Origin of the sequence: Salegentibacter maritimus, from assembly GCF_016236975.1 — a bacterium.
In the GTDB taxonomy this organism is placed as follows: Bacteria; Bacteroidota; Bacteroidia; order Flavobacteriales; family Flavobacteriaceae; genus Salegentibacter; species Salegentibacter maritimus.
Genome location: NZ_JAEHNY010000004.1, coordinates 16,936 through 41,832 on the forward strand (window position 1 = coordinate 16,936; position 24,897 = coordinate 41,832).

General features: G+C 38.1%; 23 protein-coding genes. 10 read left to right on the top strand and 13 right to left on the bottom strand.

Annotation, left to right across the window (positions count from 1 at the left end):
- Positions 1-29 precede the first annotated feature (29 nt).
- The 5 genes from I6U50_RS05135 to I6U50_RS05155 are packed head-to-tail and all read right to left on the bottom strand — an operon-like array spanning position 30 to position 3,178.
- The gene (locus tag I6U50_RS05135; RefSeq protein WP_198638080.1) at positions 30-827 is read right to left on the bottom strand and encodes a TPM domain-containing protein; all 798 of its coding nucleotides are present in this window, start codon (positions 825-827) and stop codon (positions 30-32) included.
- Positions 828-1,268, bottom strand: coding sequence for a TPM domain-containing protein (locus I6U50_RS05140; RefSeq protein WP_193712357.1), 441 nt, complete (start codon positions 1,266-1,268; stop codon positions 828-830).
- Between the two features lie 5 nt (positions 1,269-1,273).
- Positions 1,274-1,870: a LemA family protein gene (locus tag I6U50_RS05145; protein ID WP_193712358.1), complete on the bottom strand. Its 597-nt coding sequence runs from the start codon at positions 1,868-1,870 to the stop codon at positions 1,274-1,276.
- A 1-nt stretch (position 1,871) separates the two neighbouring features.
- The gene (locus I6U50_RS05150; protein ID WP_079722071.1) at positions 1,872-2,201 is read right to left on the bottom strand and encodes a MerR family transcriptional regulator; all 330 of its coding nucleotides are present in this window, start codon (positions 2,199-2,201) and stop codon (positions 1,872-1,874) included.
- Positions 2,201-3,178, bottom strand: coding sequence for a M23 family metallopeptidase (locus I6U50_RS05155; RefSeq protein ID WP_193712359.1), 978 nt, complete (start codon positions 3,176-3,178; stop codon positions 2,201-2,203). Before I6U50_RS05155 ends, I6U50_RS05150 begins: the two co-directional genes overlap by 1 nt.
- Before the next feature lie 131 nt (positions 3,179-3,309).
- Between I6U50_RS05155 and alaS the strand changes: the two genes are divergently transcribed.
- The 3 genes from alaS to I6U50_RS05170 all read left to right on the top strand — a co-directional run bounded on the left by alaS (position 3,310) and on the right by I6U50_RS05170 (position 7,938).
- Positions 3,310-5,919 (top strand): alanine--tRNA ligase, encoded by a 2,610-nt coding sequence (gene alaS / locus I6U50_RS05160; RefSeq protein ID WP_198638081.1) that lies wholly within the window; start codon positions 3,310-3,312, stop codon positions 5,917-5,919.
- A 157-nt stretch (positions 5,920-6,076) separates the two neighbouring features.
- Entirely contained in the window at positions 6,077-7,033 is a 957-nt protein-coding gene (locus I6U50_RS05165) for a GSCFA domain-containing protein (protein WP_198638082.1), read from the top strand.
- Positions 7,034-7,323: 290 nt separating this feature from the next.
- A complete protein-coding gene (locus tag I6U50_RS05170) occupies positions 7,324-7,938 on the top strand; it encodes a DUF4230 domain-containing protein (RefSeq protein ID WP_193712362.1) in 615 nt (204 codons plus the stop codon).
- Between the two features lie 60 nt (positions 7,939-7,998).
- Here the strand turns inward: I6U50_RS05170 and I6U50_RS05175 are convergent, their stop codons facing one another.
- The 3 genes from I6U50_RS05175 to I6U50_RS05185 all read right to left on the bottom strand — a co-directional run bounded on the left by I6U50_RS05175 (position 7,999) and on the right by I6U50_RS05185 (position 12,438).
- The gene (locus I6U50_RS05175) at positions 7,999-9,756 is read right to left on the bottom strand and encodes an aromatic amino acid hydroxylase (RefSeq protein ID WP_198638083.1); all 1,758 of its coding nucleotides are present in this window, start codon (positions 9,754-9,756) and stop codon (positions 7,999-8,001) included.
- A 130-nt stretch (positions 9,757-9,886) separates the two neighbouring features.
- Entirely contained in the window at positions 9,887-10,429 is a 543-nt protein-coding gene (locus tag I6U50_RS05180; RefSeq protein WP_198629502.1) for a DUF4136 domain-containing protein, read from the bottom strand.
- A gap of 11 nt (positions 10,430-10,440) precedes the next feature.
- Positions 10,441-12,438, bottom strand: a complete 1,998-nt coding sequence (locus tag I6U50_RS05185) for a urocanate hydratase (protein WP_198638084.1) — start codon at positions 12,436-12,438, stop codon at positions 10,441-10,443.
- A gap of 105 nt (positions 12,439-12,543) precedes the next feature.
- Between I6U50_RS05185 and I6U50_RS05190 the strand changes: the two genes are divergently transcribed.
- Positions 12,544-13,005, top strand: a complete 462-nt coding sequence (locus I6U50_RS05190) for a copper resistance protein NlpE (protein WP_198638085.1) — start codon at positions 12,544-12,546, stop codon at positions 13,003-13,005.
- Here the strand turns inward: I6U50_RS05190 and I6U50_RS05195 are convergent.
- A complete protein-coding gene (locus tag I6U50_RS05195; RefSeq protein WP_193712367.1) occupies positions 13,000-13,170 on the bottom strand; it encodes a DUF5522 domain-containing protein in 171 nt (56 codons plus the stop codon). The two genes, I6U50_RS05190 and I6U50_RS05195, sit on opposite strands and share 6 nt — an antisense overlap.
- 32 nt (positions 13,171-13,202) lie before the next feature.
- Here I6U50_RS05195 and I6U50_RS05200 point away from each other — a divergent pair, with 32 nt between their 5' ends.
- The 4 genes from I6U50_RS05200 to hemL are packed head-to-tail and all read left to right on the top strand — an operon-like array spanning position 13,203 to position 16,620.
- Positions 13,203-13,529 (top strand): hypothetical protein, encoded by a 327-nt coding sequence (locus tag I6U50_RS05200; RefSeq protein ID WP_193712368.1) that lies wholly within the window; start codon positions 13,203-13,205, stop codon positions 13,527-13,529.
- A 32-nt stretch (positions 13,530-13,561) separates the two neighbouring features.
- Positions 13,562-14,500, top strand: coding sequence for a 1-aminocyclopropane-1-carboxylate deaminase/D-cysteine desulfhydrase (locus I6U50_RS05205; RefSeq protein WP_198638086.1), 939 nt, complete (start codon positions 13,562-13,564; stop codon positions 14,498-14,500).
- A gap of 1 nt (position 14,501) precedes the next feature.
- On the top strand, positions 14,502-15,323 hold the full coding sequence (locus I6U50_RS05210; RefSeq protein ID WP_193712370.1) for a glucosaminidase domain-containing protein: 822 nt from the start codon (positions 14,502-14,504) through the stop codon (positions 15,321-15,323).
- A 7-nt stretch (positions 15,324-15,330) separates the two neighbouring features.
- Positions 15,331-16,620: a glutamate-1-semialdehyde 2,1-aminomutase gene (gene hemL, locus I6U50_RS05215; protein WP_198638087.1), complete on the top strand. Its 1,290-nt coding sequence runs from the start codon at positions 15,331-15,333 to the stop codon at positions 16,618-16,620.
- Between the two features lie 258 nt (positions 16,621-16,878).
- Here hemL and I6U50_RS05220 read toward each other — a convergent pair whose 3' ends face one another.
- Complete coding sequence (locus tag I6U50_RS05220; protein WP_198638088.1) at positions 16,879-18,396, bottom strand: GH3 auxin-responsive promoter family protein; 1,518 nt, start codon at positions 18,394-18,396, stop codon at positions 16,879-16,881.
- 110 nt (positions 18,397-18,506) lie between these two features.
- On the opposite strand from I6U50_RS05220, the gene I6U50_RS05225 reads away from it, so the two are divergent.
- Entirely contained in the window at positions 18,507-19,301 is a 795-nt protein-coding gene (locus tag I6U50_RS05225; RefSeq protein ID WP_198629385.1) for a DUF2797 domain-containing protein, read from the top strand.
- A gap of 196 nt (positions 19,302-19,497) precedes the next feature.
- On the opposite strand, the gene I6U50_RS05230 is transcribed toward I6U50_RS05225, so the two are convergent.
- Together I6U50_RS05230 and I6U50_RS05235 are read right to left on the bottom strand one after the other, a co-directional pair.
- Positions 19,498-22,170 (bottom strand): AsmA-like C-terminal region-containing protein, encoded by a 2,673-nt coding sequence (locus I6U50_RS05230; protein WP_198638089.1) that lies wholly within the window; start codon positions 22,168-22,170, stop codon positions 19,498-19,500.
- Between the two features lie 90 nt (positions 22,171-22,260).
- Entirely contained in the window at positions 22,261-22,959 is a 699-nt protein-coding gene (locus I6U50_RS05235) for a queuosine precursor transporter (RefSeq protein ID WP_198638090.1), read from the bottom strand.
- A 106-nt stretch (positions 22,960-23,065) separates the two neighbouring features.
- Here I6U50_RS05235 and folK point away from each other — a divergent pair, with 106 nt between their 5' ends.
- On the top strand, positions 23,066-24,193 hold the full coding sequence (gene folK / locus I6U50_RS05240; protein ID WP_198638091.1) for a 2-amino-4-hydroxy-6-hydroxymethyldihydropteridine diphosphokinase: 1,128 nt from the start codon (positions 23,066-23,068) through the stop codon (positions 24,191-24,193).
- Between the two features lie 11 nt (positions 24,194-24,204).
- On the opposite strand, the gene I6U50_RS05245 is transcribed toward folK, so the two are convergent.
- Complete coding sequence (locus tag I6U50_RS05245; protein ID WP_193711701.1) at positions 24,205-24,771, bottom strand: RNA methyltransferase; 567 nt, start codon at positions 24,769-24,771, stop codon at positions 24,205-24,207.
- Positions 24,772-24,897: the final 126 nt, after the last annotated feature.

The window sequence follows — 24,897 nt, forward strand, 5'->3', positions numbered from 1 at the left end:
CTGCTTACTTAATTACTGCAAACTGGAAATTACCAGCTTCCACCGGCACCGCCGCCGCCGAAGCCTCCGCCGCCGAAACCGCCACCAAAGCCGCCTCCGCCGCCAAAACCTCCACCGGAGCTGCCTCCGCCAAAAGTGCCACGCCCAAGAGAGCTTAAGATAATAGCGTCTAGAAAAGTATCTCCTGCGCTTCTACGGCCACCATTTCTACCGCCACCGCCACGTCGTTTAAAAAACGAAATAATAATGATCACAAAAATGATTAGCATAACAATTCCCTGAAGCGGAAAGCCTCTTTCTGAATTTCGGGATTGCGGTGTGCCTTTAAAAGTGCCCGATAATACCTGGAAAATTGCGGTAGTTCCGGCATCAAGACCATTGTAATAGCTCCCGTTTCTAAATTGAGGGAGAATTACCTGTTCAATTATTTGTTTACTACGGGCATCGGTCATATACTCTTCAAGCCCGTAACCGGTTGTGATCCAAATTTTACGATCGTTTTCGGCAACCAGTATCAATAGGCCATTATCCTTTTCACTTTGTCCTATACCCCATTCCTGAGCCCATTCTGCAGCGTATACGCCTTCATACTCACCTTGTAAAGATTTTATTGTGGCAATTACAATTTGGGTAGAGGTAGTATCAGCATAGTTAATTAACTTCTGCTCTAACTGATTTTCTTCTGAGACAGATAAAATATCAGCTCCATCATAAACACTGGTTTCTTCTGCCGGTTTAGGCGGAATGTCCCGTTGTGCATAGATGAACCCCGAAAAAACGAGGAAAAACAGAAATAGTAATTTGAATTTTTTGGTGAATTGTGGCATTTATCCTTTTGAAATTTCGTTGGAGAGTTCGTCTCGTGTGTCTTCACTCCACGGGAAGTGTTTTTTAAGTTGCTGGCCTGCGGTTAGAATTCCGTTTACCAGGCCTTGCTTAAACTCTCCTTTTTTAAATTTATCTACAATGGCATCTTTAGTGCTTTCCCAAAAATTATCGGGAACTACGTCGTTAATGCCTTTGTCGCCATAGATCACAAAGTTATGATCTTCTACGGCAACGTAAATAAGCACGCCATTATCATGTTTGGTATTATCCATCTTTAGAAGGTGAAAAACCTCCATAGCGCGCTCAAAAATATCTTTTTCGCCGGTAGTTTTTTCCAGGTGAACCCTTACCTCGCCAGAGGTATGGCTCTCTGCTTTTCTAATGGCTTCAATGATCTCCTCTTCGTCTTCTTTGCTTAAAAAATCTTCAACTTTACTCATTGTTTTTAAAAATCAAATTCAACATCGGGTGCGTTTTCTGCACCTTCTTCAGCTTCAAAAGTCGCTTTTCTTTCAAATCCGAACATTCCGGCAAAAATATTATTCGGGAACTTTCTAATATAGGTATTGTATTGTCTTACCGCTTCGTTGTACCGGTTTCTGGCTACGCTAATTCGGTTTTCGGTTCCTTCTAATTGCGATTGTAATTGAAGAAAGTTTTGATTCGATTTAATATCGGGATATCTTTCAACCGAGACTAAAAGCCTTGATAATGCTGAAGATAATCCGCCTTGTGCCTGCTGGAATTGCTGAATTTGCTGCGCATCTAAATTCCCCGCATCTACATTTACCGAAGTGGCTTTGGCACGGGCTTCAATAACGTCGGTAAGTGTTCCTCGTTCAAAATCGGCTGAACCTTCTACGGTACTCACCAAATTTGGGATAAGATCACTTCTACGCTGATAGGCATTTTCTACATCGGCCCAATTCTTTAAAACGCTTTCTTCGTATTCTACCGCGGTGTTATTCACGCCAGCCGTAAGGCTATAAACTATAATACCCAGAACTACAATAACTATTACAGGAATTAACCATTTTTTCATTTTATAACTGATTTTTAAGATTGATTAGTTTAGCTTTTACCCCTTCCAGTTTCCGAATTATCTCGAAGTTACTAAGGGTTTTTTGTTTTTCTTCTTTTAAATGTGTTTTTGCACCTTCTAGCGTAAATCCGCGTTCTTTAACCAGGTGATATATAAGTTCTAAATTCTTAATATCTTCGGGAGTGAACTTACGATTGCCCTTGGCGTTTTTTTTGGGTTTAATTACATCAAATTCCTTTTCCCAAAAGCGAATTAAGGAGGTGTTTACCTTAAAGGCTTCAGCAACTTCGCCAATGCCATAATATCTTTTATCGGGTAAGTTAAGGTGCATTAATCTAGCGATTGGTTTTCTTGTTGTGCTTTTTCCAGAACTTTGTCAAATTCTTCGGGCGATAGATGGCCGTAATAAAAGTTAATAGGATTAATGCGCCTATCATCCTTAAAGATTTCATAGTGTAAGTGTGGCGCCTGAGACCTGCCGGTACTTCCTATATAACCAATAATGTCACCCCGCTTTACACGCTGGCCAACCCTTACATTATATTTGTATAAATGGGCATAAAGGCTTGTGTAGCCATAGCCATGATCTATTCTTATATGGTTTCCATACCCGGTAGACCTGTTGTCGGCCCTGGTTATACGGCCATTCCCGGTAGCATAAATAGGAGTGCCACGAGGAGCGGTAAAATCCATCCCATGATGAAATTTTCTTACTTTGGTAAAGGGGTCGGTTCTCCAGCCGTATCCGGAGGCAATTCTGCTCAGGTCTTCATTCTTTACAGGCTGTATGGCAGGAATAGAAGATAATAAACTCTCTTTTTCTTTTGCCAATTCGGCGATTTCATCTAAAGATTTAGATTGCACCACCAATTGCTTGCTTAGAATGTCCATTCGTTTTGTGGTTTCAATAATCAATTTAGAATTATCAAAACCTTCCAGATCTTTATAGCGGTTTATACCACCAAAACCGGCAAGTCTTTGCTCTTCGGGAATTGGGTTGACTTCAAAATAAACCCGGTAAATATTATTGTCCCTATCCTCAATATTGGCGAGTACATTCTGGATTTGCGTCATTTTTTTATTGAGCAAACCATATTGAAGCTCCATGTTTTGAAGTTCGCGTTTTAAAGCTTTTTCTTTTGGAGTTTCAATTTGCGGAATGTTTAAATAAATAACCAGTAAAAGAAAACCGGCCAGGAAAGACCCTAGAATACTAAGCAATACAATCCCTGTGCGGCGGCCTTTTCGGCGCTCGATTTTTTTATAGGATTGCGTCTCACTATCGTAATAATATTTAACCTTCGACATGAGTCAAATTTATGCTATTTTTGCCAACAATACTAAGCAATTACCATGCTAAGTTAAGTTTGGTAAACGAACAAATATAAGAAATTGTTGCAGCACCAACACAATTAATAATTTTAGATTCGATTAAGTAGATGAAATCTCAGGAAATAAGAAGTCAGTTTTTACAATTTTTTAAGTCCAAATCCCACAAAATAGTACCTTCGGCACCCATGGTGTTAAAGGACGACCCTACCCTTATGTTTACCAATGCAGGGATGGTGCAGTTTAAGGAATATTTTTTAGGAAATAGCGAGCCTGCCAGTCCTCGTATTACCGATAGCCAAAAATGTTTACGGGTAAGTGGTAAACATAACGATTTGGAGGAAGTGGGCATGGATACCTACCACCATACCATGTTCGAAATGCTTGGTAATTGGAGCTTTGGCGATTATTTTAAGAAAGAAGCTATACATTGGTCCTGGGAGTTATTGACCGAAGTTTTTAAAATTGCTCCCGAAAATCTCTATGTGTCTGTTTTTGAAGGAAGCAAAGAAGATAAATTAGGCCTGGATACCGAGGCTCTTGATCTTTGGAAAGAAATTGTTCCTGAAGACCGAATTGTCTATGGCGATAAAAAAGATAATTTCTGGGAAATGGGAGAGCAGGGGCCTTGCGGACCTTGTTCCGAAATTCATATAGATATTCGTTCTGAAGCTGAAAAAGCTAAAAAACCGGGAAAAGAGCTGGTAAACGAAGATCATCCGCAGGTAGTAGAGATTTGGAACCTGGTTTTTATGCAGTACAATAGAAAAGCCGATGGTTCCCTGGTAGAATTGCCTGCAAAGCATATTGATACCGGAATGGGCTTTGAAAGGCTGTGCATGGTATTGCAGGGAAAACAATCTAATTACGATACCGATGTTTTTACCCCCCTAATTGCTGAAATCGAAAAAATTACTAAAGCCGCCTATGGGAAATCTGAAAAAATAGATATCGCTATTAGGGTAATTGCAGATCATGTAAGAGCTGTAGCTTTTTCTATTGCCGATGGGCAGCTACCTTCAAACACAGGTGCAGGTTATGTGATTAGAAGAATTCTAAGACGTGCTATTCGTTATGGTTTTACGTTTTTAGACACTAAAGAGCCATTTATTTATAAATTGGTAGATGTTTTAAGCAAGCAAATGGGTGAGGCTTTCCCCGAACTTAAATCTCAAAAAACTTTATGTGAAAATGTTATTAGGGAAGAAGAACAGTCTTTTTTAAGAACATTGGATCAGGGCTTGGTTTTACTGGAGCATATAATTTCAGAAACAAAAGGAAAAACTGTTTCAGGTGAAAAAGCATTTGAGCTTTACGATACTTTTGGCTTTCCTATAGATTTAACCGCTCTTATTTTACGAGAACGCGGATTTGATCTTGATCAAAAAGAATTTGAAATTCAGCTTAAAAAACAAAAAGATAGATCTCGTGCGGCAACCCAGGTTACAGCCGGAGATTGGGAGGAATTAAACCCGGTAAATGCCGAAGCATTTGTGGGCTATGACCATCTGGAAACAGAAACTCAAATTGCCCGCTACCGAAAAGTGGAAAGCAAAAAAGGTACATTGTTTCAAATTGTACTTACACAAACTCCTTTTTACCCTGAAGGCGGTGGCCAGGTTGGAGATAAAGGTTTCCTGGTAGATGATAAAAACAACAAGATCAACATTACCGATACTAAAAAAGAGAACAATTTAATTGTGCATTTTGCTAAATCTCTTCCTAAAAACCCTAATGTTAAACTTAAAGCAGTTGTAAACGCAAAAAACAGGGAAGCCACTGCTGCCAACCATACTGCTACACACTTATTACATCAGGCTCTTCGGGAAGTTTTGGGAACCCACGTAGAACAAAAAGGTTCTTTGGTTAAAGGAGATTATTTGCGTTTTGATTTTTCTCATTTCAGCAAGGTAAATAAGGAGGAGCTTGAACAGGTAGAGAAACTGGTGAATAATCGTATTAGCGAGCAATTGCCATTAGAAGAACATAGGAATATCCCATTTAAAGAAGCAGTAGAAAAGGGGGCTTTGGCGCTTTTTGGTGAAAAATATGGGGATGCGGTTAGAGCTATTCGTTTTGGCGAGTCTATGGAGCTTTGCGGAGGTACCCATGTAAAAAACACTTCAGAAATATGGTATTTTAAAATTACTGCTGAAGGTGCTGTGGCTTCCGGTATACGTAGAATTGAAGCTATTACCGGGGAAGCTGTAAAAGATTATTTTGCTAACCAGGATGAGGTTTTGGAACAAATAAAGGCCGAATTGAAAAACGCTAAAGATCCGGTTAAAGCGGTAAGTACTTTACAGCACGAAAATGTGGCTCTAAAAAAGCAGATAGAGTCTTTGTTAAAAGATAAAGCCAAAAACCTAAAAACCGAATTAAAATCTGAAATCTCAGAAATTAATGGGGTGAATTTTCTTGCTAAACAAGTAGATTTAGATGCCGGGGGCATTAAAGACCTGGCTTTCCAGCTTGGCAACGAATTTGAAAACCTATTTCTTTTATTCGGGACCGAGCAACAGGGGAAAGCGCTTTTAAGTTGCTATATCTCTAAAGATTTGGTGAAAGAAAAAGATCTACATGCCGGGAAAATTGTAAAAGCCCTTGGGAAATATATTCAGGGGGGTGGCGGTGGCCAGCCGTTTTTTGCAACTGCCGGCGGTAAGAAGCCCGAGGGGATAAAAGAGGCGTTGCAAGAAGCGCAAGCCTATTTAAAATAAAATATGTGACTGTCTGAAAAGTCTATTTTCGCCAATCTTAATCTGTTCCAACCTTTAATATGTTTGGTAGGTTAGGTGTTTAAAAAACTACCTGATAGAGCGAGTAGGTTTAGGATAATAGATTTAAAGTCTTTTCAGACAGCTTCTATATAATTCTATGGAATTCAGGACTAAAATACCTATAGCAAGGGCAGAACCTAAAATAGACTATAAGTCTAAGGTTTTTCTTGTGGGCTCCTGTTTTGTGGAAAATATCGGTAAAAAGCTGGATTTTTATAAGCTTCAGAATTTACAGAACCCGATGGGTATTCTGTTTCACCCTATAGCTATTGCAAATTTTTTTCAAAAACTTCACAGAGCTGAAGCATATACTAAGAGCGATATTTTTGAATATCAGGAACGTTGGCATTGTTTTGATGCGCATTCGTCTTTAAGCCATCCTGATGCCGATGTGTTATTAGAAAACCTAAATTCAGCATTAGGAAATGCCCGTGATTTCCTTCAACAAAGTTCTCATGTGATAATTACATTGGGGACGGCGTGGAGTTATTATCATTTAGAAAGCAAGCAAAGGGTAGCGAATTGTCATAAAATCCCACAAAAAGAATTCAGAAAAGAATTGCAATCAGTTGGCGAAATTGAAGCATCATTGCGTAGTACCCTTATGATTTTAAAAGAAATTAATCCTGAGGTTGCAGTAATTTTCACGGTTTCTCCAGTGCGGCATAGTAAGGATGGGTTTGTTGAAAATCAACGTAGCAAAGCACACTTAATTACTGCCGTTCATAGCATCATAGAGAGTAAAGAATTTGAGGTTGGAAATTCTTATTTCCCTTCGTATGAGCTTATGATGGATGAGCTTAGGGACTATAGGTTTTATGCCGAAGATATGCTGCACCCTTCACGAGTAGCTATAGATTATATTTGGGAGCAATTTATTATTGCCTGGTTTTCAGAAACTTCTTTGCCTGTTTTAAAAGAGGTGAAAAATGTTCAGAATGGTCTGGCGCATCGGCCCTTTAATCCTAATTCTAAAGCACATTCCCGTTTTCTGGAGAAATTACAAGCACAAATTTATAAGCTTAAACAGCGCTATTCGCATTTGGATTTTTAATTAAAATCTATTAAAAATAATATTTAATAATTTTTCTTTTTTGACTTTATATAGAAATATTTTGTATTTTTAATTAAGATTTGAGGTGTAAAGTATTGGAAATTAGGAGCTGAAAAGTTCATTTTTTTTAATCGGCATCTTGATTCTTTTCTAGAATTTGTTGGGGTAGATTTTAGAAATTTTTAAAACTTATGGACGGGTGGGGCCGTCCATAAGTATTTTATAGGGCTAAAGTATTCTTCCAAAATCTCAAAATTCACAATCTTTGTACCTTTAGAAAAAATTGATACATGAAAAATTTTCTTTTTGGTGCTTTCCTGGTATTACTGGTTGTTTTTGGGGTTCGTTATTGCGAAAATAAAAATCAGGAAAGAGATGAATTAGAAGAAAGTACGGCCTTGTTGCAGCAACAAATAAAAAATGTTGGTAAGCTGGTTGTTACCGAGGGTACTTTCTCCCAGGTGTATTCTTATAAAAATTCTAAAAAGTTTTATCTCGATATATTTTCAGCTCGAAAAAAAGCTCTAATTATTGTGAATGCATCGGTAACAGTTGCATACGATCTTAGTAAATTAAAAACAGAGATTGATGAAGAGAATAAGATTGTGCGTATTACTGAGATTCCGAAGGAAGAAATTAGTATAAATCCCGAGATTAAATACTATGATGTGACCCAGGATTATTTAAACCAATTTGATGCGGCAGATCATAATAAAATCCGAAACCGCATAGATACCTCTATTCGAGAAAAAGTAGAAGCGTCTTCTTTAAGGTCTAATGCCCAAAATAGGCTAATTAGCGAGTTACAAAAAATATATATCTTAACTAATTCTATGGGATGGACCCTACAATACAACGAGAAAAATTTTAGTAATTCAGAAGAGCTGGAACAAATTAAACTGTAAATTATGCTACTGAATAACCGAGGTTTAAAACTTGTAAACCGTGTTTAAATAAATTCAAAATTAATTTTTGACCAATTGGCTATTTATAAGGTTGACGCCTCCATCAATTAAGTGCGCAATATCGGGTCTTCGGGATTTTACGAGTTCTAAGTTTTGTAAAGCCTCTTTAGCGAGTTTTTCGTGTTTACCTACTGCCAGTTCGTAAATTTCAACCGAGAGTAGCCAGTCTTTTGGATGCTCTTTTTGTAGAAGCTCTAATGCAGCATCCAGCGAGAATTTTGCATTTTTTCCTTCCCTAATATTTCTAACCGAAGCATAAAGTGAAGCAAGTTCCTCGCGTTCTGGGGTACTCTTGCTTTTAATGGTTGTACTCGACGTTTTATGTGTAATTAAATCGAAGGAAAGATTATCTGCCGGGCCGGCAAATGCCGAAATGACTTCTTTACCAATAGCCATATCGTAGTTGCCCCATTCGGGTTTAAAAAGAATCTCCTGGTTGTAAGTGACCTTACAATTTTTAAGACTTATTAGAATTATTTTTCCCTGGAGGTTTCGGGTACCGGTAATAATTTCTCCGGCTACGTTTATACCTCCTTCAAATTCCAGTTCTATTTTTTTTCCTTCATAGATTCCATAAGCACTAAGATCTCTGGGGCTCATATCTTCTATGGCTAAATTGATACCTTTTAAAGTGCCAATAGGAGATCCGAATCCGTTTGGATGGTTCTTTACGCCGTGGCCAACCAATTCTTTCTCGCGGTGAGAAAGGGCGGTTTTTCCCGAGGTTTGGATATAAATTGGCTTGCCTTCATGTTCAATAACTTTCGAGAAATCTCCCGAAATTTGCAAACCGGTGCTTAATTCTATAGAACCCAAATTTTTAGAATTAATCAGCTTTTTTATACCTTCAAGTCCACCTCTTCTTAGCGCCATTTTATTGGCAAACTCTTCCAAAACCAAACTTAAATGGGCAAAGTCTGGTGTTATATATAGTTGAGGTTGAGGTTTGGTGATATCGAATTCCTGTTTGCAGGCTTCTATAGAATAAGGTATTTTCTTTACTTTATCTGTCATACACCAGGCGCTTTCTCCAATAGAGGATAAAAGGCCGGCGCCATAAATTTTAGGATTCTCAATGCTGCCAATTAACCCGTACTCTACCGTCCACCAATGCAGATTTCTTATTTGGGCCATTTCACTAAGTTCGGCAGTTTCATTTTGAAGCTTATCTACTTTTTTTTCGGCTGCTTCAATTTCTTCCTGTGGTGTGTCTTCGGCTTCTTTTATGATGGAGAGATGTCTTATAGCTTCATAGATTTCATAATCCCTGGCGCTGGAAATGGCCTTGCAACCAATTTCGCCAAAACGCCTAAGGTATTCGGCGTATTCGGGATTGGCAATAATAGGCGCGTGCCCTGCACCTTCATGAATAATATCGGGTGCCGGGGTATATTCAATATGTTCCAGCTGCCGTATATCGCTGGCAATCACCAAAACATTAAATGCTTGAAATTCCATAAAAGCGGCGGGCGGAATAAACCCATCTACCGCTACAGCTGCCCAGCCAATTTCCTTTAATATCCGGTTCATTCCATACATATTTGGAATATGATCTATAGAAATCCCCGTTTGTTTTAGGCCCTCTAAATAAGATTCGTGAGCCACTTTACTTAGATAATCAACATTTTTGCGCATTACATAACGCCAAACCGCATGATTTATAGGAGAATAATCATCGTAATTTTGTGGTTTTATATATTGTTGAAGATGGGCCGGCAAGCGGTCTAAAATCGCATTAGATTCAACGTTATCGAGCATAATTATCATTAACTAAAATTCAATATAAAGATAAGAAATTAAGCTGAAAATTATAAAATGTCAATGAAATATGCTTAAAAATAAAAACGTCCCTAAAAAAGGGACGTTTTGTTGAGAAAAATCTGTTGGGTTATTTGTTGATTTCCGGGGGATACTTTTCCAGTATCTCCCTAACAATTTCGTTTATTCTTTCCTGTTTTTTATCTACATCACTTGCTAAAGCGGCTGTTCCCATTCCCTGCCAAACCAATTCTTTTTCTTCAGCATCAATAAGATCTATGTAAAGAGTGCCTTCACTGGTACGGTTTACCGTGTTAAATCCAGAGCCCCAGTACCATGGGTGCCAACCCCAGCCATATCCCCAACCTACCATGTTGTTTTGGTAGATGTTTATATTTTCATTGGTTTTTGTAAAAATACTAACCAAAAGGTCTGGGTTCTCTGATTTTGTAAAACCTTTACGCTGCATCTCTGATTCTATAGCTCTTAGAATTCTTTTTTTATCCAAATCTGAAATTTCAGCTTTGTCTATTCCGGGCTTAAAGAATGCGAAACTCTTGTATTGGTTAAAGTTTACCTCCCTGTCGTAATCTGAGGCAACTTGCACGCTGCTGCACGAGGTTAGCAGGATAGCCAACAGTAAAAAAACCGGAGTAATTTTTAAGACTTTCATAAAATATAGTTTTAGGTGTTAATATCAAAGAGAGCCGGATCTACCAGGTTTGGGATAGTTACTTTTAGTTTTGGCTCCATCTGCATAGCCCTTTTTGCAGTAAAAACTGCTTCTTTGTTTCGGGCCCAACTTCGGCGTGCAATTCCATTGTTAACATCCCAGAAAAGCATAGATTTTAAACGCTCTTCCGACGCTGTATTACCTTCAAGAATCATACCAAAGCCACCATTAATCACTTCGCCCCAGCCAACACCACCGCCGTTGTGAATACTAACCCAGGTGGCACCTCTAAAACTATCACCAATTACATTTTGTATGGCCATATCGGCTGTAAACTGCGAGCCATCATATATATTAGAGGTTTCCCGGTAGGGGGAATCTGTTCCCGAAACATCATGATGATCACGACCTAAGATAACGGGGGCAATTTCCCCCTTGCCAATAGCATCATTAAAAGCTTTGGCAATTTTCATTCGGCCTTCAGCATCTGCATAAAGAATCCTGGCTTTAGATCCCACTACCAGTTTGTTTTCTCTTGCCCCTTTTATCCATTTTATATTATCGGCCATTTGCTGCTGAATTTCTTCCGGTGAATTTCTTTTCAGCTCTTCTAAAACTTCAGTAGCAATTTTATCGGTTTTGTCAAGATCTTCTTCTTTTCCTGAAGCACAAACCCATCTAAAGGGGCCAAAACCGTAATCAAAACACATGGGGCCCATAATATCCTGTACATAACTGGGGTATTTAAAATCTTTTCCATTTTCGGCAAGAATATCGGCTCCCGCCCTTGAAGCTTCCAGTAAGAAGGCATTTCCGTAATCGAAGAAATAAGTGCCTTTAGCGGTATGTTTATTAATTGCCGCGGTTTGTCTTCTTAAACTTTCCTGTACTTTCTCTTTAAATTTTGCGGGCGCTTCGGCCATCATGGTATTGGCTTCGTTTAAACTCAAATCTGCCGGATAATAACCACCAGCCCATGGATTATGCAATGAAGTCTGATCGCTACCTAAATCGATATAAATATTTTCTTTTTCAAAATATTCCCAAACTTCTACAATGTTTCCCTCGAAAGCTATAGAAACAACTTCTTTGTTTTCTTTGGCCTGTTTTACCCGTTTTGCAAGTAAGGCTACATCAGAGATTACCTCATCTACCCAACCCTGGCTATGGCGGGTTTGTATTGCTTTTGGGTTAATTTCGGCGCATACGGTAATACAGCCGGCAATATTTCCTGCTTTTGGCTGGGCACCGCTCATGCCGCCAAGGCCAGAGGTGACAAATAATTTTCCTTCCAGGCCTTCTCCCGATTTTGATATTTTTCTTCCGGCATTTAAGACCGTAATAGTGGTGCCGTGTACAATACCTTGTGGACCAATGTACATATAACTTCCGGCCGTCATTTGTCCGTATTGTGTTACGCCAAGTGCATTAAATTTTTCCCAATCATCGGGTTTTGAATAATTTGGGATCATCATTCCGTTGGTAACTACCACTCTGGGAGCATTCTGGTGAGAAGGGAATAAGCCCATGGGATGGCCCGAATACATAACCAGGGTTTGATCGTCTTCCATTTGGGCTAAATACTGCATAGTGAGCCGGTATTGCGCCCAATTTTGGAAAACCGCCCCATTACCACCGTAAGTAATCAATTCTTCGGTGTGTTGCGCAACTTCGGGGTCAAGATTGTTTTGAATCATGAGCATAATTCCTTTTGCCTGGGTACTTTTTCCTGGATATTCCTCAATACTACGGGCATACATGGGATAGTCTGGCTTTAGCCTATACATGTAAATTCGGCCATATTGTTCCAGTTCATCTTTAAATTCCGGTAATAATTCCTGGTGATGCTCTGGTTTAAAATAACGCAATGCATTTTGAAGCGCAAGTTTATTTTCCTCAGCATTTAGAATATCTTTGCGCTTTGGAGCGTGATTGGCTAAGGTTTTGTATTCTTTTTTTGGAGGGAGTTTAGCCGGGATTCCCTGTAATATTTCAGCTTTAAAGTCCATTAAATTATAATTTACAATAAAATTCAATATTAATAAGAAATGTTAAGTTTATAAGTTTTAAATTTCGTTTTCTATAAACTTAGCACTCTTTTAAAGAAATATATTATGAAATATGTTACAATTATTCTCTGTCTATTTTGTTTTATTTCCTGTAAAAATCAGGAAAAGGAACCTGAAACTAATGTTGAGGAGCATACCATAGAGGATGTGGGTTTTAAGCCTGATAATGCACATAATTCGCAAAATTCGTTGGATTGGGCCGGGGAATATAAAGGGACTTTGTCTTGTGAAGATTGCGAGGGAATTGAAACCAGAATTCTCTTACAACAGGATTTAGGCTATGAACTTTCACAAAATTATATTGGAAGATCAGAAACGCATGTAAGTATCAACGAAACCGGGGAGTTTAAATGGGATAAACAAGGGAATACCATTAGTTTGGGAAAGCACCAAAAGTTTTACTTTCAGGTAGGTGAAAATTACCTGTTACAGCTTTTTGAGGATGGAACCAAAGTTATGGGGGATTCTGCAATGAAGTATCGGCTTACTAAAATAAATAACTTATAATTGTTTGCCGGTTTTTTTATCGAAGCCATAAGGGCAATGCCGGCAACCACTCTCGCAGCAATAACCCCGTTTTAAATGATATTGCTCGGTAAAACAACGATAACCTTCTGGAGTTGTGTAGTAATCTCCTTCTTCTAAGGGAATTCTTTTTCTGGAAAAACTCATATTGCAAAAGTACAATTTCTTAACTTCCGGGCGTGATTCTAATTGTTAACAAATATCTACTGGGAAAATCTTTTAAAGGTGCAAGCTTATGGCCTTTTGTGATTTTGAAGAATCACGATCTTAAAAGAGACGAGACTTTTATTAATCACGAAAAAATTCACCTTAGGCAACAAATAGAATTACTAATTATTCCTTTTTATGCCTGGTATTTATTGGAATATCTTTTCCGATTACTACAATATAGAGACCGTTTTTTAGCCTATAAAAACATTAGTTTTGAGAGGGAAGCTTACACGCAGGAGGTAAAGGAAAACTATTTAAGTGAGCGAAAATTCTGGGCATTTTTAAAATTTGTATAGGTGATTAGTCTTAGAATTTAGACCTTTGCGCTATGGCAAATCCTTTAAATTTTAATGTTGAAATTTCTTCTGAAAATCAATTTATTACCGAATTTAAAAACGGAACCTCCCTTTATCTAAAACGAGAAGACTTGCTGCATCCTGAAGTTTCCGGGAACAAATTTAGAAAACTAAAATATAACATTTTTGAAGCTGAAAAGCAGGGAAAAGATACCTTACTAACTTTTGGGGGGGCTTACTCCAATCATATTGCGGCTACTGCCGCTGCAGGCAAACTTGCCGGGCTAAAGACTATAGGAGTTATTAGGGGGAAGGAATTAGGTGAGAATTTAGGGGAAACACTTAAGCAAAATGCAACTTTAAATTTTGCCCATTCCTGTGGGATGCAATTTTACTTTGTTTCCCGGGGTGATTATCGAAAAAAAGCTAATTTGGAGTTCCGGCAGCATTTGAGCGAAAAATTTGGGGACTTTTATTTGGTGCCCGAGGGAGGAACCAATGCATTCGCTATAAAAGGTTGTGAAGAGATTTTGAGTGCTAAAGACAAAGAGTTTAATTATATAGCCGCTTCAGTAGGAACTGGAGGTACACTTTCGGGCTTGATACGGGCATCTTCCGAAAATCAAAAAATCCTGGGTTTTCCCGCTTTAAAAGGTGATTTTCTTTCCGAAGAAATTAAAAAGAATGACGTTAAAGATAATTGGGAGTTAATACTAAACTATCATTTTGGTGGTTATGCCAGGGTAGATTCGCAATTAATCAGTTTTATTAATAAATTCAGGGAAAAATATCAAATTCAGTTAGATCCGGTATATACAGGAAAGTTAGTTTTTGGTATTTTTGACCTCGTAAAAACTGGATATTTCCCTTCCGGGAGTAAAATTCTGGCAATACATACAGGAGGTTTGCAGGGAATTATGGGAATGAACAGCTTTTTAAAAAAGAAAAATTTGCCTTTAATCAATTACTAAGATGAGATTTAACCGGTTTTTTATTTTGTTTTTCTTTGCATTATTTGCGGTTTCGTGTGGAAGCAAGAAAAAAGTAATCACCACTAAAAAAGAAGGGGTTATTGCTGAATCTTCTGAAAACAATAGGATTGAAGGGGTAAAACCACTGGGTGGCGCACCCAAATTACCTCCGGTAAACCCGCGTCTATACACTGTGGAAGATTATATTAGGGATTTTGCAGCGGTTGCTATGGAAGAGATGCGACTTTATAATATTCCGGCAAGTATCACCCTGGCGCAGGGAATATTAGAGTCTGGGGGTGGTAAAGGAGATTTAACCATGCGTTCAAATAATCATTTTGGGATAAAATGTCACGACTGGAAAGGAGCCCAGGTATATCACGATGATGATGCCCGGGGAGAATGTTTTAGAAAATATAAAGATGCCCGGTATTCTTATAGAGATCACTCTCTTTTTCTAACCGAAAGGAAACGTTATGCCTCCTTGTTTGATTTAGATAAAGACGATTATAAAGGTTGGGCCAGAGGCTTAAGAAAAGCGGGCTATGCCACAGATAGAAAGTATCCCGATAAATTGATAAGCTTGATAGAGCGCTATAAGCTTTATAAGTTTGATGCAGATGTATTAAAAAGGCCATCTCCAAGTTATACCTATACTCCCGAAGAACCAGAATCGGTTACATACCGGGTTAAAAAGGGAGATACCTTATATGCAATTGCCAAAAAACACAATACTACGGTAGAAGACTTACAACGATTTAATAATTTAAGAGATACCAATATTAAGGTTGGACAAATGTTGGTAATTATCTCTCCAGAATAAAAAAACAATGATTTATAAAAGAAGTAGCGAGTTGTTCGCTTCGGCGCAAAAAGTGATTCCCGGCGGAGTGAACTCTCCGGTAAGGGCATTTAAAGCAGTAGGTGGAGATCCCATTTTTATTAAGAAAGCCGAGGGACCTTATTTGTATGATGAAGACGGAAATAAATTAATAGACTATATAAATTCCTGGGGTCCCTTAATTTTAGGACACGCGCACAAACCAGTAATAGATGCGGTAATTGCGATTGCAAAAAAAGGAACTTCTTTTGGAACTCCTACCGAAATTGAGACTAAAATCGCAGAATTAGCGGTGAAAATGGTGCCTAATATCGATAAGATTAGAATGGTAAATTCGGGTACCGAAGCTACGATGAGTGCAGTGAGACTTGCTCGCGGATTTACCGGGAAAGAAAAGATTATCAAGTTTGCCGGTTGTTATCACGGCCATAGTGATTCCTTTCTAATTCAGGCAGGGAGCGGTGCTGTTACTTTTGGCACTCCAAATAGTCCTGGTGTTACCCAGGGAACGGCAAAAGATACCTTGCTTGCTAAATACAACGATCTTGATAATGTAAAAAAACTTGTTGAAGCTAATAAAGGCGAGATTTCCTGTATAATCCTGGAACCGGTTGCCGGAAATATGGGCTGTATACCCCCTAATGAAGGTTTCCTGGAAGGCTTGCGAAAAATCTGTGATGAAACCGGGATTCTAATTATTTTTGATGAGGTAATGACAGGATTTAGGCTTGCTCCGGGAGGAGTTCAGGAGCGAATGGGAGTAAATGCTGATATTGTTTGCTTTGGGAAAGTGATTGGTGGTGGTTTGCCCGTGGGAGCCTTTGCCGCCAGGAACGAAATTATGGATTACCTGGCACCGATTGGTCCTGTGTATCAGGCGGGAACCCTTAGTGGAAACCCACTAGCGATGGCTGCAGGTTTAGCTATGCTTAAAGAACTGGATAGTAATAGGGAAATTTTTGAAAGCATAGATAAAAAGACCGCATACCTTCACGAAAGAATGGAAAAAGTGCTGTTGCAAAATAATATAGATTTCAGCATTAATAGAGTGGGGTCTATGATCTCGGTACATTTTGGAAAAGAACCTGTAACCGACTTTGCTTCGGCTGCTGAATCGGCCAATTTAGGTACTTTCAATAAATTCTTCCATGGAATGCTGGAAAACGGAGTTTATATCGCCCCAAGTGCCTTTGAAACCTGGTTTATAAGCGATGCCCTTTCTTATGATGATCTAGATAAGACCATTGAGGCTGTAGATAAAGTTTCGAAAACATTGTAGAATAATAAATCTCACAGGTTTTGAAAACCTGTGAGATTTACTCGATAATCGAGATTAAACACTCTGGGGCCTGCCTCCTAATCGAATTGTCTTTTTTAATTATAATGCTTCGTGAGCTTGCACCGTAGTAGTCTGCTTTTTCAACGTCGTACTGAATTTATTTTCAGGATCTAACACTTCATTCTAAGATAAAGGATTTCAGCTTCTAATGTGAAATTCGCTTAAACCATTTTGATATTTTAAAAAAGGTAATCTGTTTTACTGAGAATTCATTCCCAGTAATTCTTCTACATAAGTTCTGGAATTAGAAAGCCTGGGAATTTTATGCTGTCCGCCAAGTTTGTCATTTTTCTTAAGCCAATCGTAGAATAATTTTTCTCGTGCCTGGTGTATTTTCGGCATATTTAGCGTCATATTATTATAGCGTTTTGCTTCATAATCGCTATTTACCTGTTGTAAGGCTAAATCCAACTCATGCCTAAATTTATCAAAGTCCTTCGGCGGATTTTTAAACTCTATAATCCATTCATGCGCACCTTTTTCTTTGCCTTTCATAAAAATTGGTGCAGCGGTATAATCTACTATTTCACAGTTGGTAACAAGGGAAGTCTTTTTTAAGGCTTCTTCGGCATTCTCGATAATTAACTCTTCTCCAAAAGCATTGATATGATGCTTGGTCCTGCCGGTTACTTTGATGCGATAAGGATTTGTAGAAGTAAATTTAACTGTATCACCAATCTTATATCTCCATAGGCCCGCGTTGGTAGTGATTACCACCGCATAATTTTTTCCTGTTTCTACTTCGGCTAGCGGAATAGCTTTTTCATGTTCGCTTCCATAGCTATCCATAGGAATAAACTCATAATAAATTCCGTAGTCCAGCATTAATAAAAGCTCTTTGGAATCGTTCTGGTCCTGGCAGGCAAAAAATCCTTCCGAAGCATTATAGATTTCATAAAACCTAAAATCTTCTTTGGGTAAAATCTTTTGATATTGCGGTGCATAAGGATCAAAACTTACCCCACCGTGAAAATAAACTTCAAGGTTTGGCCAAACTTCAAACAGGTTTTCTTTACCGCTGGTCTCCAAAATATTGTTGAGTAGCACCAACATCCAACTGGGTACACCGGCTAGGCTGGTTACATTTTCTTTAATTGTTTCATTTACAATTGCCTGCATCTTTACTTCCCAATCGTTCATAAGGGAAACCTCGTTGCTTGGCGTGCTGCTAAATTCTGCCCAAAAAGGCATGTTTGCAATTAAAATAGCCGAAAGATCTCCGTATGCCGTACCGTTGTTTTTGTAAATTTCCTTACTGCCTCCCAATCGTAAGCTTTTCCCTGTAAAAAGTTGTGACTGCGGATTGTTGTTTAAGTACATACAAAGCAGGTCTTTTCCTGCATTGTAGTGGCAATCTTCGAGGGAGTCTTCACTTACCGGTATAAACTTACTTTTTGCACTGGTAGTTCCACTAGATTTGGCAAACCATTTTATAGGGGTAGGCCAAAAAATATTATTTTCTCCCCGCCTGCTGCGTTCAATACAAGCCTCATAATCTTCATATTTTTGAATTGGAACACGCTCTGCAAACTGAAGGGGATTTTTGATTTCCGCAAAGTTGTACTTCTTGCCAATTTCTGTGTTTCTCGCCTTAGAAAGTAAATCCTTTAGCAACTCGTGTTGCACTTCGTGAGGGTATTTTATAAACAACTCCATTTGGTGAATTCGCTTCTTTAGGAACCAGGAGGCCACGGAGTTTACTAGTGGAATTGGCATTATTCTTTATATCTTTATACGCTGAGAATGCTTCAGCTGGTTGGCTGGATAAAAATAATTTAAACTTCGAAGCTTGCAAATCAACTTCGGTTAAAAATAGGGAAAAAATGATGAGATACGAAGGCGTTTTAAAAAAAATGAGAACCGAAATTGTAGATAAAGTACAATATTACCTGGTTTTTGAGGACGATTTTATCAATATAAATCAAATACTCAATAAAAAAATAAGCCTTAATTTCCTTCGTTTTCAATGTTTAAACTGCGGATTGGAAAAGAAAATATTCCGGCAGGGGTATTGTTATGATTGTTTCTCGTCTATCCCGCAGGCAGGTGATTGGATTATGAAACCCGAACTGAGCAAGGCTCATTTAGATGAAGAGGATCGGGATTTAGATTATGAAAAACAAGCCCAATTACAGCCACATATAGTTTATTTGGCTAATTCCAGCAATGTAAAAGTTGGTGTAACCCGAAAAACGCAAATTCCTACCCGGTGGATAGACCAGGGAGCCCACGAAGCTATTGAAATAGTTGAGGTGCCCAATAGGTATCTTGCCGGAGTTACCGAAGTAGCTTTAAAAGATCACGTATCAGACAAAACGAACTGGCGAAAAATGCTAACCAACGAGGTTTTAGATCTTAACCTTGCTGAAGAAAGAGATAAATTAAAAGATTTTATCCCGGAGGAAGCTAAAGAATATTACCTGGGCGATAGAAAAGAACTTGAAATTGATTTTCCGGTGCTGGAATTTCCAAAAAAGGTAAAAAGCCTTAACCTGGGGAAAAGTCCATTTTATGAAGGAGTATTAAAAGGAATTAAAGGCCAGTATTTAATTTTTGAAGACGGTACCGTGTTTAACGTTCGCGCCCACGAAGGCTTTGTAGTGGAGTTGGGAGTACTTTAATTGAATAAAGCTGAAAGGACGTCATGCTTATTTCAGCATCTAAGATATTGATAGTTAAAACATACTAAAAGTTGAAATAATTTCAGCTTGACAAAATTAGACTTTATTGGCATCGCCAGGGAATATAATACCCAAGGTGGTTTTAAAAAAGCCTCATAAATTCCCAGGATAATAGGAAATTATGAGGCTTTATTTTTTAATTACTTGTGGTGTCCGTTTGCTTTTTCTTTTTTCCAAAAATGCCGCCTAAAATATCTTTGGCTGCATCCTTAACCTGTTCCTCCTGGCTTTTAGGTTTGTCTTCTGTTTTAGGAGTTTGGGTTTGGGTAGAGTCTTGAGAGGCAATGCTATCGGTTTGCTGTTGTTGATTTCCACCCATTTGTTTGTTAATTATATCTTTAATCGCATCCTTGCCACGGTCTTTAAGGTCTTCTTTTTGTTTTTCCACAATTCTTTGGGTAAGATTGCTTACTGCTTGTTGCATATTTATATTGATTTGTGGATTTTGAAAAGTTCCTTTTAGGCCAATGGGCAATGCTACCATCATATTTTGTAGTTCGTCCCCGCTTAACTTGCTTAGTGCATTTCCTACCTGGCTGCCCAATAATTTGGCCGGAACATCCAGGGCCAGGGTATAGTCCATATTCATATCAAATCCATGGCTACCCGAAACCTTAACGTCTACCCCTTTTACATTAAAACTAAAGGGTTCAATTTGTACCATCCCATCATTAAAGGTTAGTTTTGTTTTTAGCTTATCCAGGTCCAGGTCACTTAAATTAATAAAATCTAATTGCTGATCTAATCGGGAAAGCAAGGCTAATTTTTCGGGATTTACCTCTGCCGTAAGAATTTCGGCCAGGGCGTTCCCGGCAAGTGTTGAGAGCTGTGGGGTAAGATCTTCATTTAAGTTTCCATTTAATTTTAAATTGGTTTGCAATTTTCCTTGCAAGGCCTGGGCTACCGGGGCCAATCCCTGTAGCATTTCCAATCCGTTAAACGATTCAGCTATATTTAATGCGTTTAGCGCCAGGTCCATGTTAAATGTAGGGGTTGTACCTTTTGTAGAAACATTTCCTGTTAGGGCTATATTTCCGCCAAAAATGTTTGTGGAAATATTTTGTAAAGTGGCGGTTTCGTCACGTAAAATAATACTTCCTTTAGCATCTTTAAGTTTAAGGTTGTCGTAAATTACCGTGTTTACCGCAAAAGCCAGTTCTGTATCCAGGAATGAAGGAATTTTAACCGCTTCTTTTGTAGCCTGGGCAGAAATTTGAGCTCCGGTTTCAGCTTCAGTCTCCGTTTCTGCAATCATAAAGTCGTTGATTGCAAAAACATCTGAATTCACTTTAAAGTTCCCTTTTAGATTTTGATCGGTAAATAGAAAACCCATAAGGTTTTCAATATTTCCGGTAGCCGAAATATCGGTTTGCCCGGTACTTAGTTTTAATTCAGGAACACGCACATTACCCTGGTTAAAATTCATAGTAGCGTTAGCGATCTTTAACTCATTGGGAATTTCGGGCGATTTATAACTGAAATTCCTAATACTGGCGGTTCCGTTACTTTTTACATTCTGATATTGTTCTTTTTCTATAGAATTCATATCAAATTGCGTGGTGACATCGGCTGTCAATATTCCATTTAGTTCCTGTTCCAGTTCTAAGGGATAAGCTTTGTTAAGGTTCGCTAAGTTTAGGGTTCCCTGTAACGACATATCTATAAGCATATTTCCCATTAGGTTTTTTACGCTTCCGTTGGTCGCAAACTTATCCTGGTCTATTCTAAAAGTCACATCATTGAAAGTAAGATAGGTGTCTTCCAGGATTCCGGTTTCGTTTAGAACCTGTAGGTCTATGTTGATATCCTGTACACTCTTTGGTAGCTCGGGATATTTAAAAGAGGCATTGTCTGAACTTACTTTTATATCCATTTTAGGGATATAGGTCTCGTCTACAATACCCTGTATTTTTCCATTCACAATGAAATTTCCGCTGGTTTCTACATTTTCAATGTTTTTTGCATAGGTTTCAGGAATTACCGCCAGGAAGTTTTTAAAGTCTGAAGAAGGCGTCTGGAAACTTAGGTCTATTTCATTATTGTTTTCATTTACCTGAACAAAACCTTCAAAAGTAAGTGGTAATTGGTTGATGGTAGCTTTATTCTCCAGGAAGGTGTAACGCATATTCTCCAAATCCATTTGGATTACTGCATCAAGGGCGACTTTGTTTCGGTTTAAATAGTTTACGCCATCAAAATCTAAAGAAACCAGGGCATTAGATTTAGTATCGAGTTCACTTGTGGCAAGGGAGAAATCGCCGGTTCCCTGGTGGTTTAATTCTTCTACATCCAATAATAGATTTTGGCCTTCATCTAAATATTTTACGCGCGAATTATTTATTTCATAATGCTTTAAATCAAGGCTAAATCCGGTTGAAGTAGAATCACCGGTAGTTGTGGTAGTATCTTCAATTGCAATATCGTAGTTGGCGTTGCCAAGCGAATCTACCTTAATATTTAAATAGGCATTGTTAATTTTTATATTGTCTAAAATTTTAGGTTCATCGGCCCCCTTAAATAATTCTTTAATAGACATTTCTAACTGCGCTTCTTCACCAATAGCAAGGGTGTCTCCTTTAAAAGGCTCATTATTAATCACGCTAAAATTTTCAATTACCACCGTAGCTTGAGGAAAATTTCTAAATAGGCTTAGACCAATATCGCTAAATTCAATTTGGGCATCTACACTGTTATTGGCGGTTTTACGCACATAGTCTTTTATTTGAGATTCGAATAAAAAAGGTGCTGCAACAAGTATAATAACAATTGCCAATAATGCAATACCAATTATTTTAAATGCTTTTTTCATTTTTTTATTATTTAATTCAATCTTGTCTATCAATATGAGCGTGAGTAAAACACAGCTCGTTTTAAAAACTTTTTAAACAGCTTTATTTTATTAATTATATTCTATTTCTTCTCCCTGTTTCAGATTAAAACGCTTTCTAAAAGCATAAACCGAGGCATAGAGGAGTGGGGTATCCAGGGCGGCCACAATTACTTTAAACAAAAATCCGCTAAGTAACAACCCACCAAATAGTTCCCATTCAATTTTATTAAAACTACAGAGCAAAAACAAGACCGAAAACGTATCTACAAACTGTGAGAGGAAGGTAGAAAAGTTATTTCTAAGCCATAAATGTTTTCCTTTGGTTAGTCTTTTCCAAAAATGAAACAACTGGATATCTATATACTGTGCCAGTAAATAAGCAACCATAGAGGCAAAGACTGCTATAGTGGTAGCACCAAAAACCTGGGTAAACAAGGCATTGCTTATAGGTGACCATTCGGTTGCCGGTACGGCATCTGCAGTATAAACAATCAATAAGGAAAAGAGCGAGGCAAAAATACCCGTAGTCACTACCTGGTTTGCTTTTTTCTTACCATAGATCTCACTAATTATATCGGTGATTAAAAACGTAACCGGATAGGGTAAAATTCCCACAGAGACTTCGAACGTATAAATCCCAAAAAAATCCCAGCTAAAGAATTTTTGAAAAATTAAGTTCGAGGCGACCAGGGATGCTATAAAAAGCCCGGCCAGGATTAAGTAAATGCGTTGCGCTGTAAGTTGGTCTTTTAGTAAAAGTCTATCCAAATTTATTTTTTAAGTCTTCTTACAAAATTAGGGGTATGTAATTTTGTTTTACTTAATTTGCTGTGAAATTTACAGTCCAGCTTAAAAAAACTTTTCCTTACGTAGTTTGAATTCCCCTAAATTAGTACATATAGCCCTGGGAAGCAATGTGGGCAACCGCTTTGAGCTTCTGCAAAATGCACTGCATACCATATATTTAGAAATTGGCGAGATACATCAGGTCTCGCAGGTGTATGAAACTCCTGCCTGGGGTTTTAGTGGAAATGCTTTTTTAAATGCCTGTATTACCGTTTCTACAAGATTTTCGGCTGAAGAGGTACTTCGCAAGTTGTTAAAGATAGAGGCCGATGCCGGCCGGGTACGTTCTGATGCTAAGACTTACCAAAACCGAAGCCTGGACCTGGATATTCTACTTTTTGAAAATGAAGTTTTAGAAACCAAAGATTTAGTGCTGCCGCATCCTTCAATGCAAAACAGGAAGTTTGTTTTGCTGCCGTTAGCCGATATCGCCGCAAAGGAAATTCATCCTGTTTTTAAAGTTTCTATAGGAAAACTCTTGCAAGAAGTACAGGATGATTCGCAAATAAATGCGATTTCTGAAAAACTTGAAATCCCAAAAAAAAGTTTTCATTTAAATAAACTTAATTATATCGCCGTAGAAGGTAATATTGGAGCCGGGAAAACCAGTTTTTCGACTATGGTTTCTGAAGATTTTAATGCCAAACTTATCTTAGAAAGATTTAAAGACAACCCTTTCCTGCCCAAATTTTATGAAAATAAAGAGCGGTATGCGTTTCCGTTAGAAATGTCTTTTTTAGCCGATAGATACCAGCAGCTCTCCGATGATTTAGCGCAGTACGATCTTTTTAAAGATTTTGTGATATCAGATTACGATGTTTTTAAGTCGCTTATTTTTGCTAAAATAACCTTGCATGAAGATGAATATGCCCTGTACTACAAGCTTTTTCATTTAATGTACAAAGAACTGGTAAAACCAGACCTGTATATTTACCTCTATCAAAACACTGATAGGTTACTCGAGAATATCAAGGTTCGCGGTCGCGATTATGAGCAAAACATCCAGCCCGATTATTTAGTGGAAATTAATAAAAGCTATCTGAATTTTATAAAAACCCAAACCAATATGAAGGTGCAGATTATAGATATTTCAGGGAAAGATTTTGTAAATAACCGTGCCGATTATCTTTCTATTTTAGAAGAGATAAAAGCTTAATTGAAATAATACTAGTGGGCCATATAAGCTTGTTCCCTGTTATCTTGTGAAATTTTAGAAAATAAATCCCAAAGCACAACACCTACACTTACCGAGATATTTAAAGAATGCTTGGTGCCAAGTTGTGGAATTTCAATAATTCCATCACTGGCCGAAACTACCTTTTGCTGTACACCTTTTACTTCGTTACCAAAAATAACCGCTAACTTTTCACCGGCCTGGGCTTTAAAATTGTTTAGCATTACCGAGCCTTCAGCTTGTTCAATAGCAAAAACTTTAGTTTGCTCTTTTTGTAGTTTTTCCACAACCTCCAGTGTGTCTTCAACATATTCCCAGGCAACCGTATCGGTGGCACCCAAAGCGGTTTTTTGAATGTCTTTATGCGGTGGTTTTGCAGTAATTCCGCACAGGTAGATTTTCTCGATCAAAAAAGCATCGGCACTTCTAAAAACCGAACCAATATTGTTTAAACTTCTAATATTGTCTAGCACCACAATAATGGGGGTTTTCTCAGCTTCTTTAAATTCTGAGACAGATTTACGATCTAATTCGCTGTTTTTTAACTTTCGGTTTTCCATAGCACAAAAATAGGTTTTCCATCTTTTCTTCGGAAGACTTTTTACGATGCTTTTAATGGGCACCGCCAAAGGGTGTAATACCCCCGAGGTAGATTACTTAAATTTTTAAAAATTACACTTAACTTG

Excerpts from the sequence above, each read along its gene's own strand:
- I6U50_RS05140 (WP_193712357.1), bottom strand. The coding sequence starts at position 1,268 with ATGAGTAAAGTTGAAGATTTTTTAAGCAAAGAAGACGAAGAGGAGATC.
- I6U50_RS05175 (WP_198638083.1), bottom strand. The coding sequence starts at position 9,756 with ATGCTCGATAACGTTGAATCTAATGCGATTTTAGACCGCTTGCCGGCC.
- I6U50_RS05220 (WP_198638088.1), bottom strand. The coding sequence starts at position 18,396 with ATGCCAATTCCACTAGTAAACTCCGTGGCCTCCTGGTTCCTAAAGAAG.
- I6U50_RS05230 (WP_198638089.1), bottom strand. The coding sequence starts at position 22,170 with ATGAAAAAAGCATTTAAAATAATTGGTATTGCATTATTGGCAATTGTT.
- alaS (WP_198638081.1), top strand. The coding sequence starts at position 3,310 with ATGAAATCTCAGGAAATAAGAAGTCAGTTTTTACAATTTTTTAAGTCC.
- I6U50_RS05135 (WP_198638080.1), bottom strand. The coding sequence starts at position 827 with ATGCCACAATTCACCAAAAAATTCAAATTACTATTTCTGTTTTTCCTC.
- I6U50_RS05245 (WP_193711701.1), bottom strand. The coding sequence starts at position 24,771 with ATGGAAAACCGAAAGTTAAAAAACAGCGAATTAGATCGTAAATCTGTC.
- I6U50_RS05225 (WP_198629385.1), top strand. The coding sequence starts at position 18,507 with ATGAGATACGAAGGCGTTTTAAAAAAAATGAGAACCGAAATTGTAGAT.
- I6U50_RS05145 (WP_193712358.1), bottom strand. The coding sequence starts at position 1,870 with ATGAAAAAATGGTTAATTCCTGTAATAGTTATTGTAGTTCTGGGTATT.
- I6U50_RS05165 (WP_198638082.1), top strand. The coding sequence starts at position 6,077 with ATGGAATTCAGGACTAAAATACCTATAGCAAGGGCAGAACCTAAAATA.
- hemL (WP_198638087.1), top strand. The coding sequence starts at position 15,331 with ATGATTTATAAAAGAAGTAGCGAGTTGTTCGCTTCGGCGCAAAAAGTG.
- I6U50_RS05195 (WP_193712367.1), bottom strand. The coding sequence starts at position 13,170 with ATGAGTTTTTCCAGAAAAAGAATTCCCTTAGAAGAAGGAGATTACTAC.
- I6U50_RS05205 (WP_198638086.1), top strand. The coding sequence starts at position 13,562 with ATGGCAAATCCTTTAAATTTTAATGTTGAAATTTCTTCTGAAAATCAA.
- I6U50_RS05185 (WP_198638084.1), bottom strand. The coding sequence starts at position 12,438 with ATGGACTTTAAAGCTGAAATATTACAGGGAATCCCGGCTAAACTCCCT.
- I6U50_RS05190 (WP_198638085.1), top strand. The coding sequence starts at position 12,544 with ATGAAATATGTTACAATTATTCTCTGTCTATTTTGTTTTATTTCCTGT.
- I6U50_RS05155 (WP_193712359.1), bottom strand. The coding sequence starts at position 3,178 with ATGTCGAAGGTTAAATATTATTACGATAGTGAGACGCAATCCTATAAA.
- I6U50_RS05150 (WP_079722071.1), bottom strand. The coding sequence starts at position 2,201 with ATGCACCTTAACTTACCCGATAAAAGATATTATGGCATTGGCGAAGTT.
- I6U50_RS05170 (WP_193712362.1), top strand. The coding sequence starts at position 7,324 with ATGAAAAATTTTCTTTTTGGTGCTTTCCTGGTATTACTGGTTGTTTTT.
- I6U50_RS05180 (WP_198629502.1), bottom strand. The coding sequence starts at position 10,429 with ATGAAAGTCTTAAAAATTACTCCGGTTTTTTTACTGTTGGCTATCCTG.
- I6U50_RS05210 (WP_193712370.1), top strand. The coding sequence starts at position 14,502 with ATGAGATTTAACCGGTTTTTTATTTTGTTTTTCTTTGCATTATTTGCG.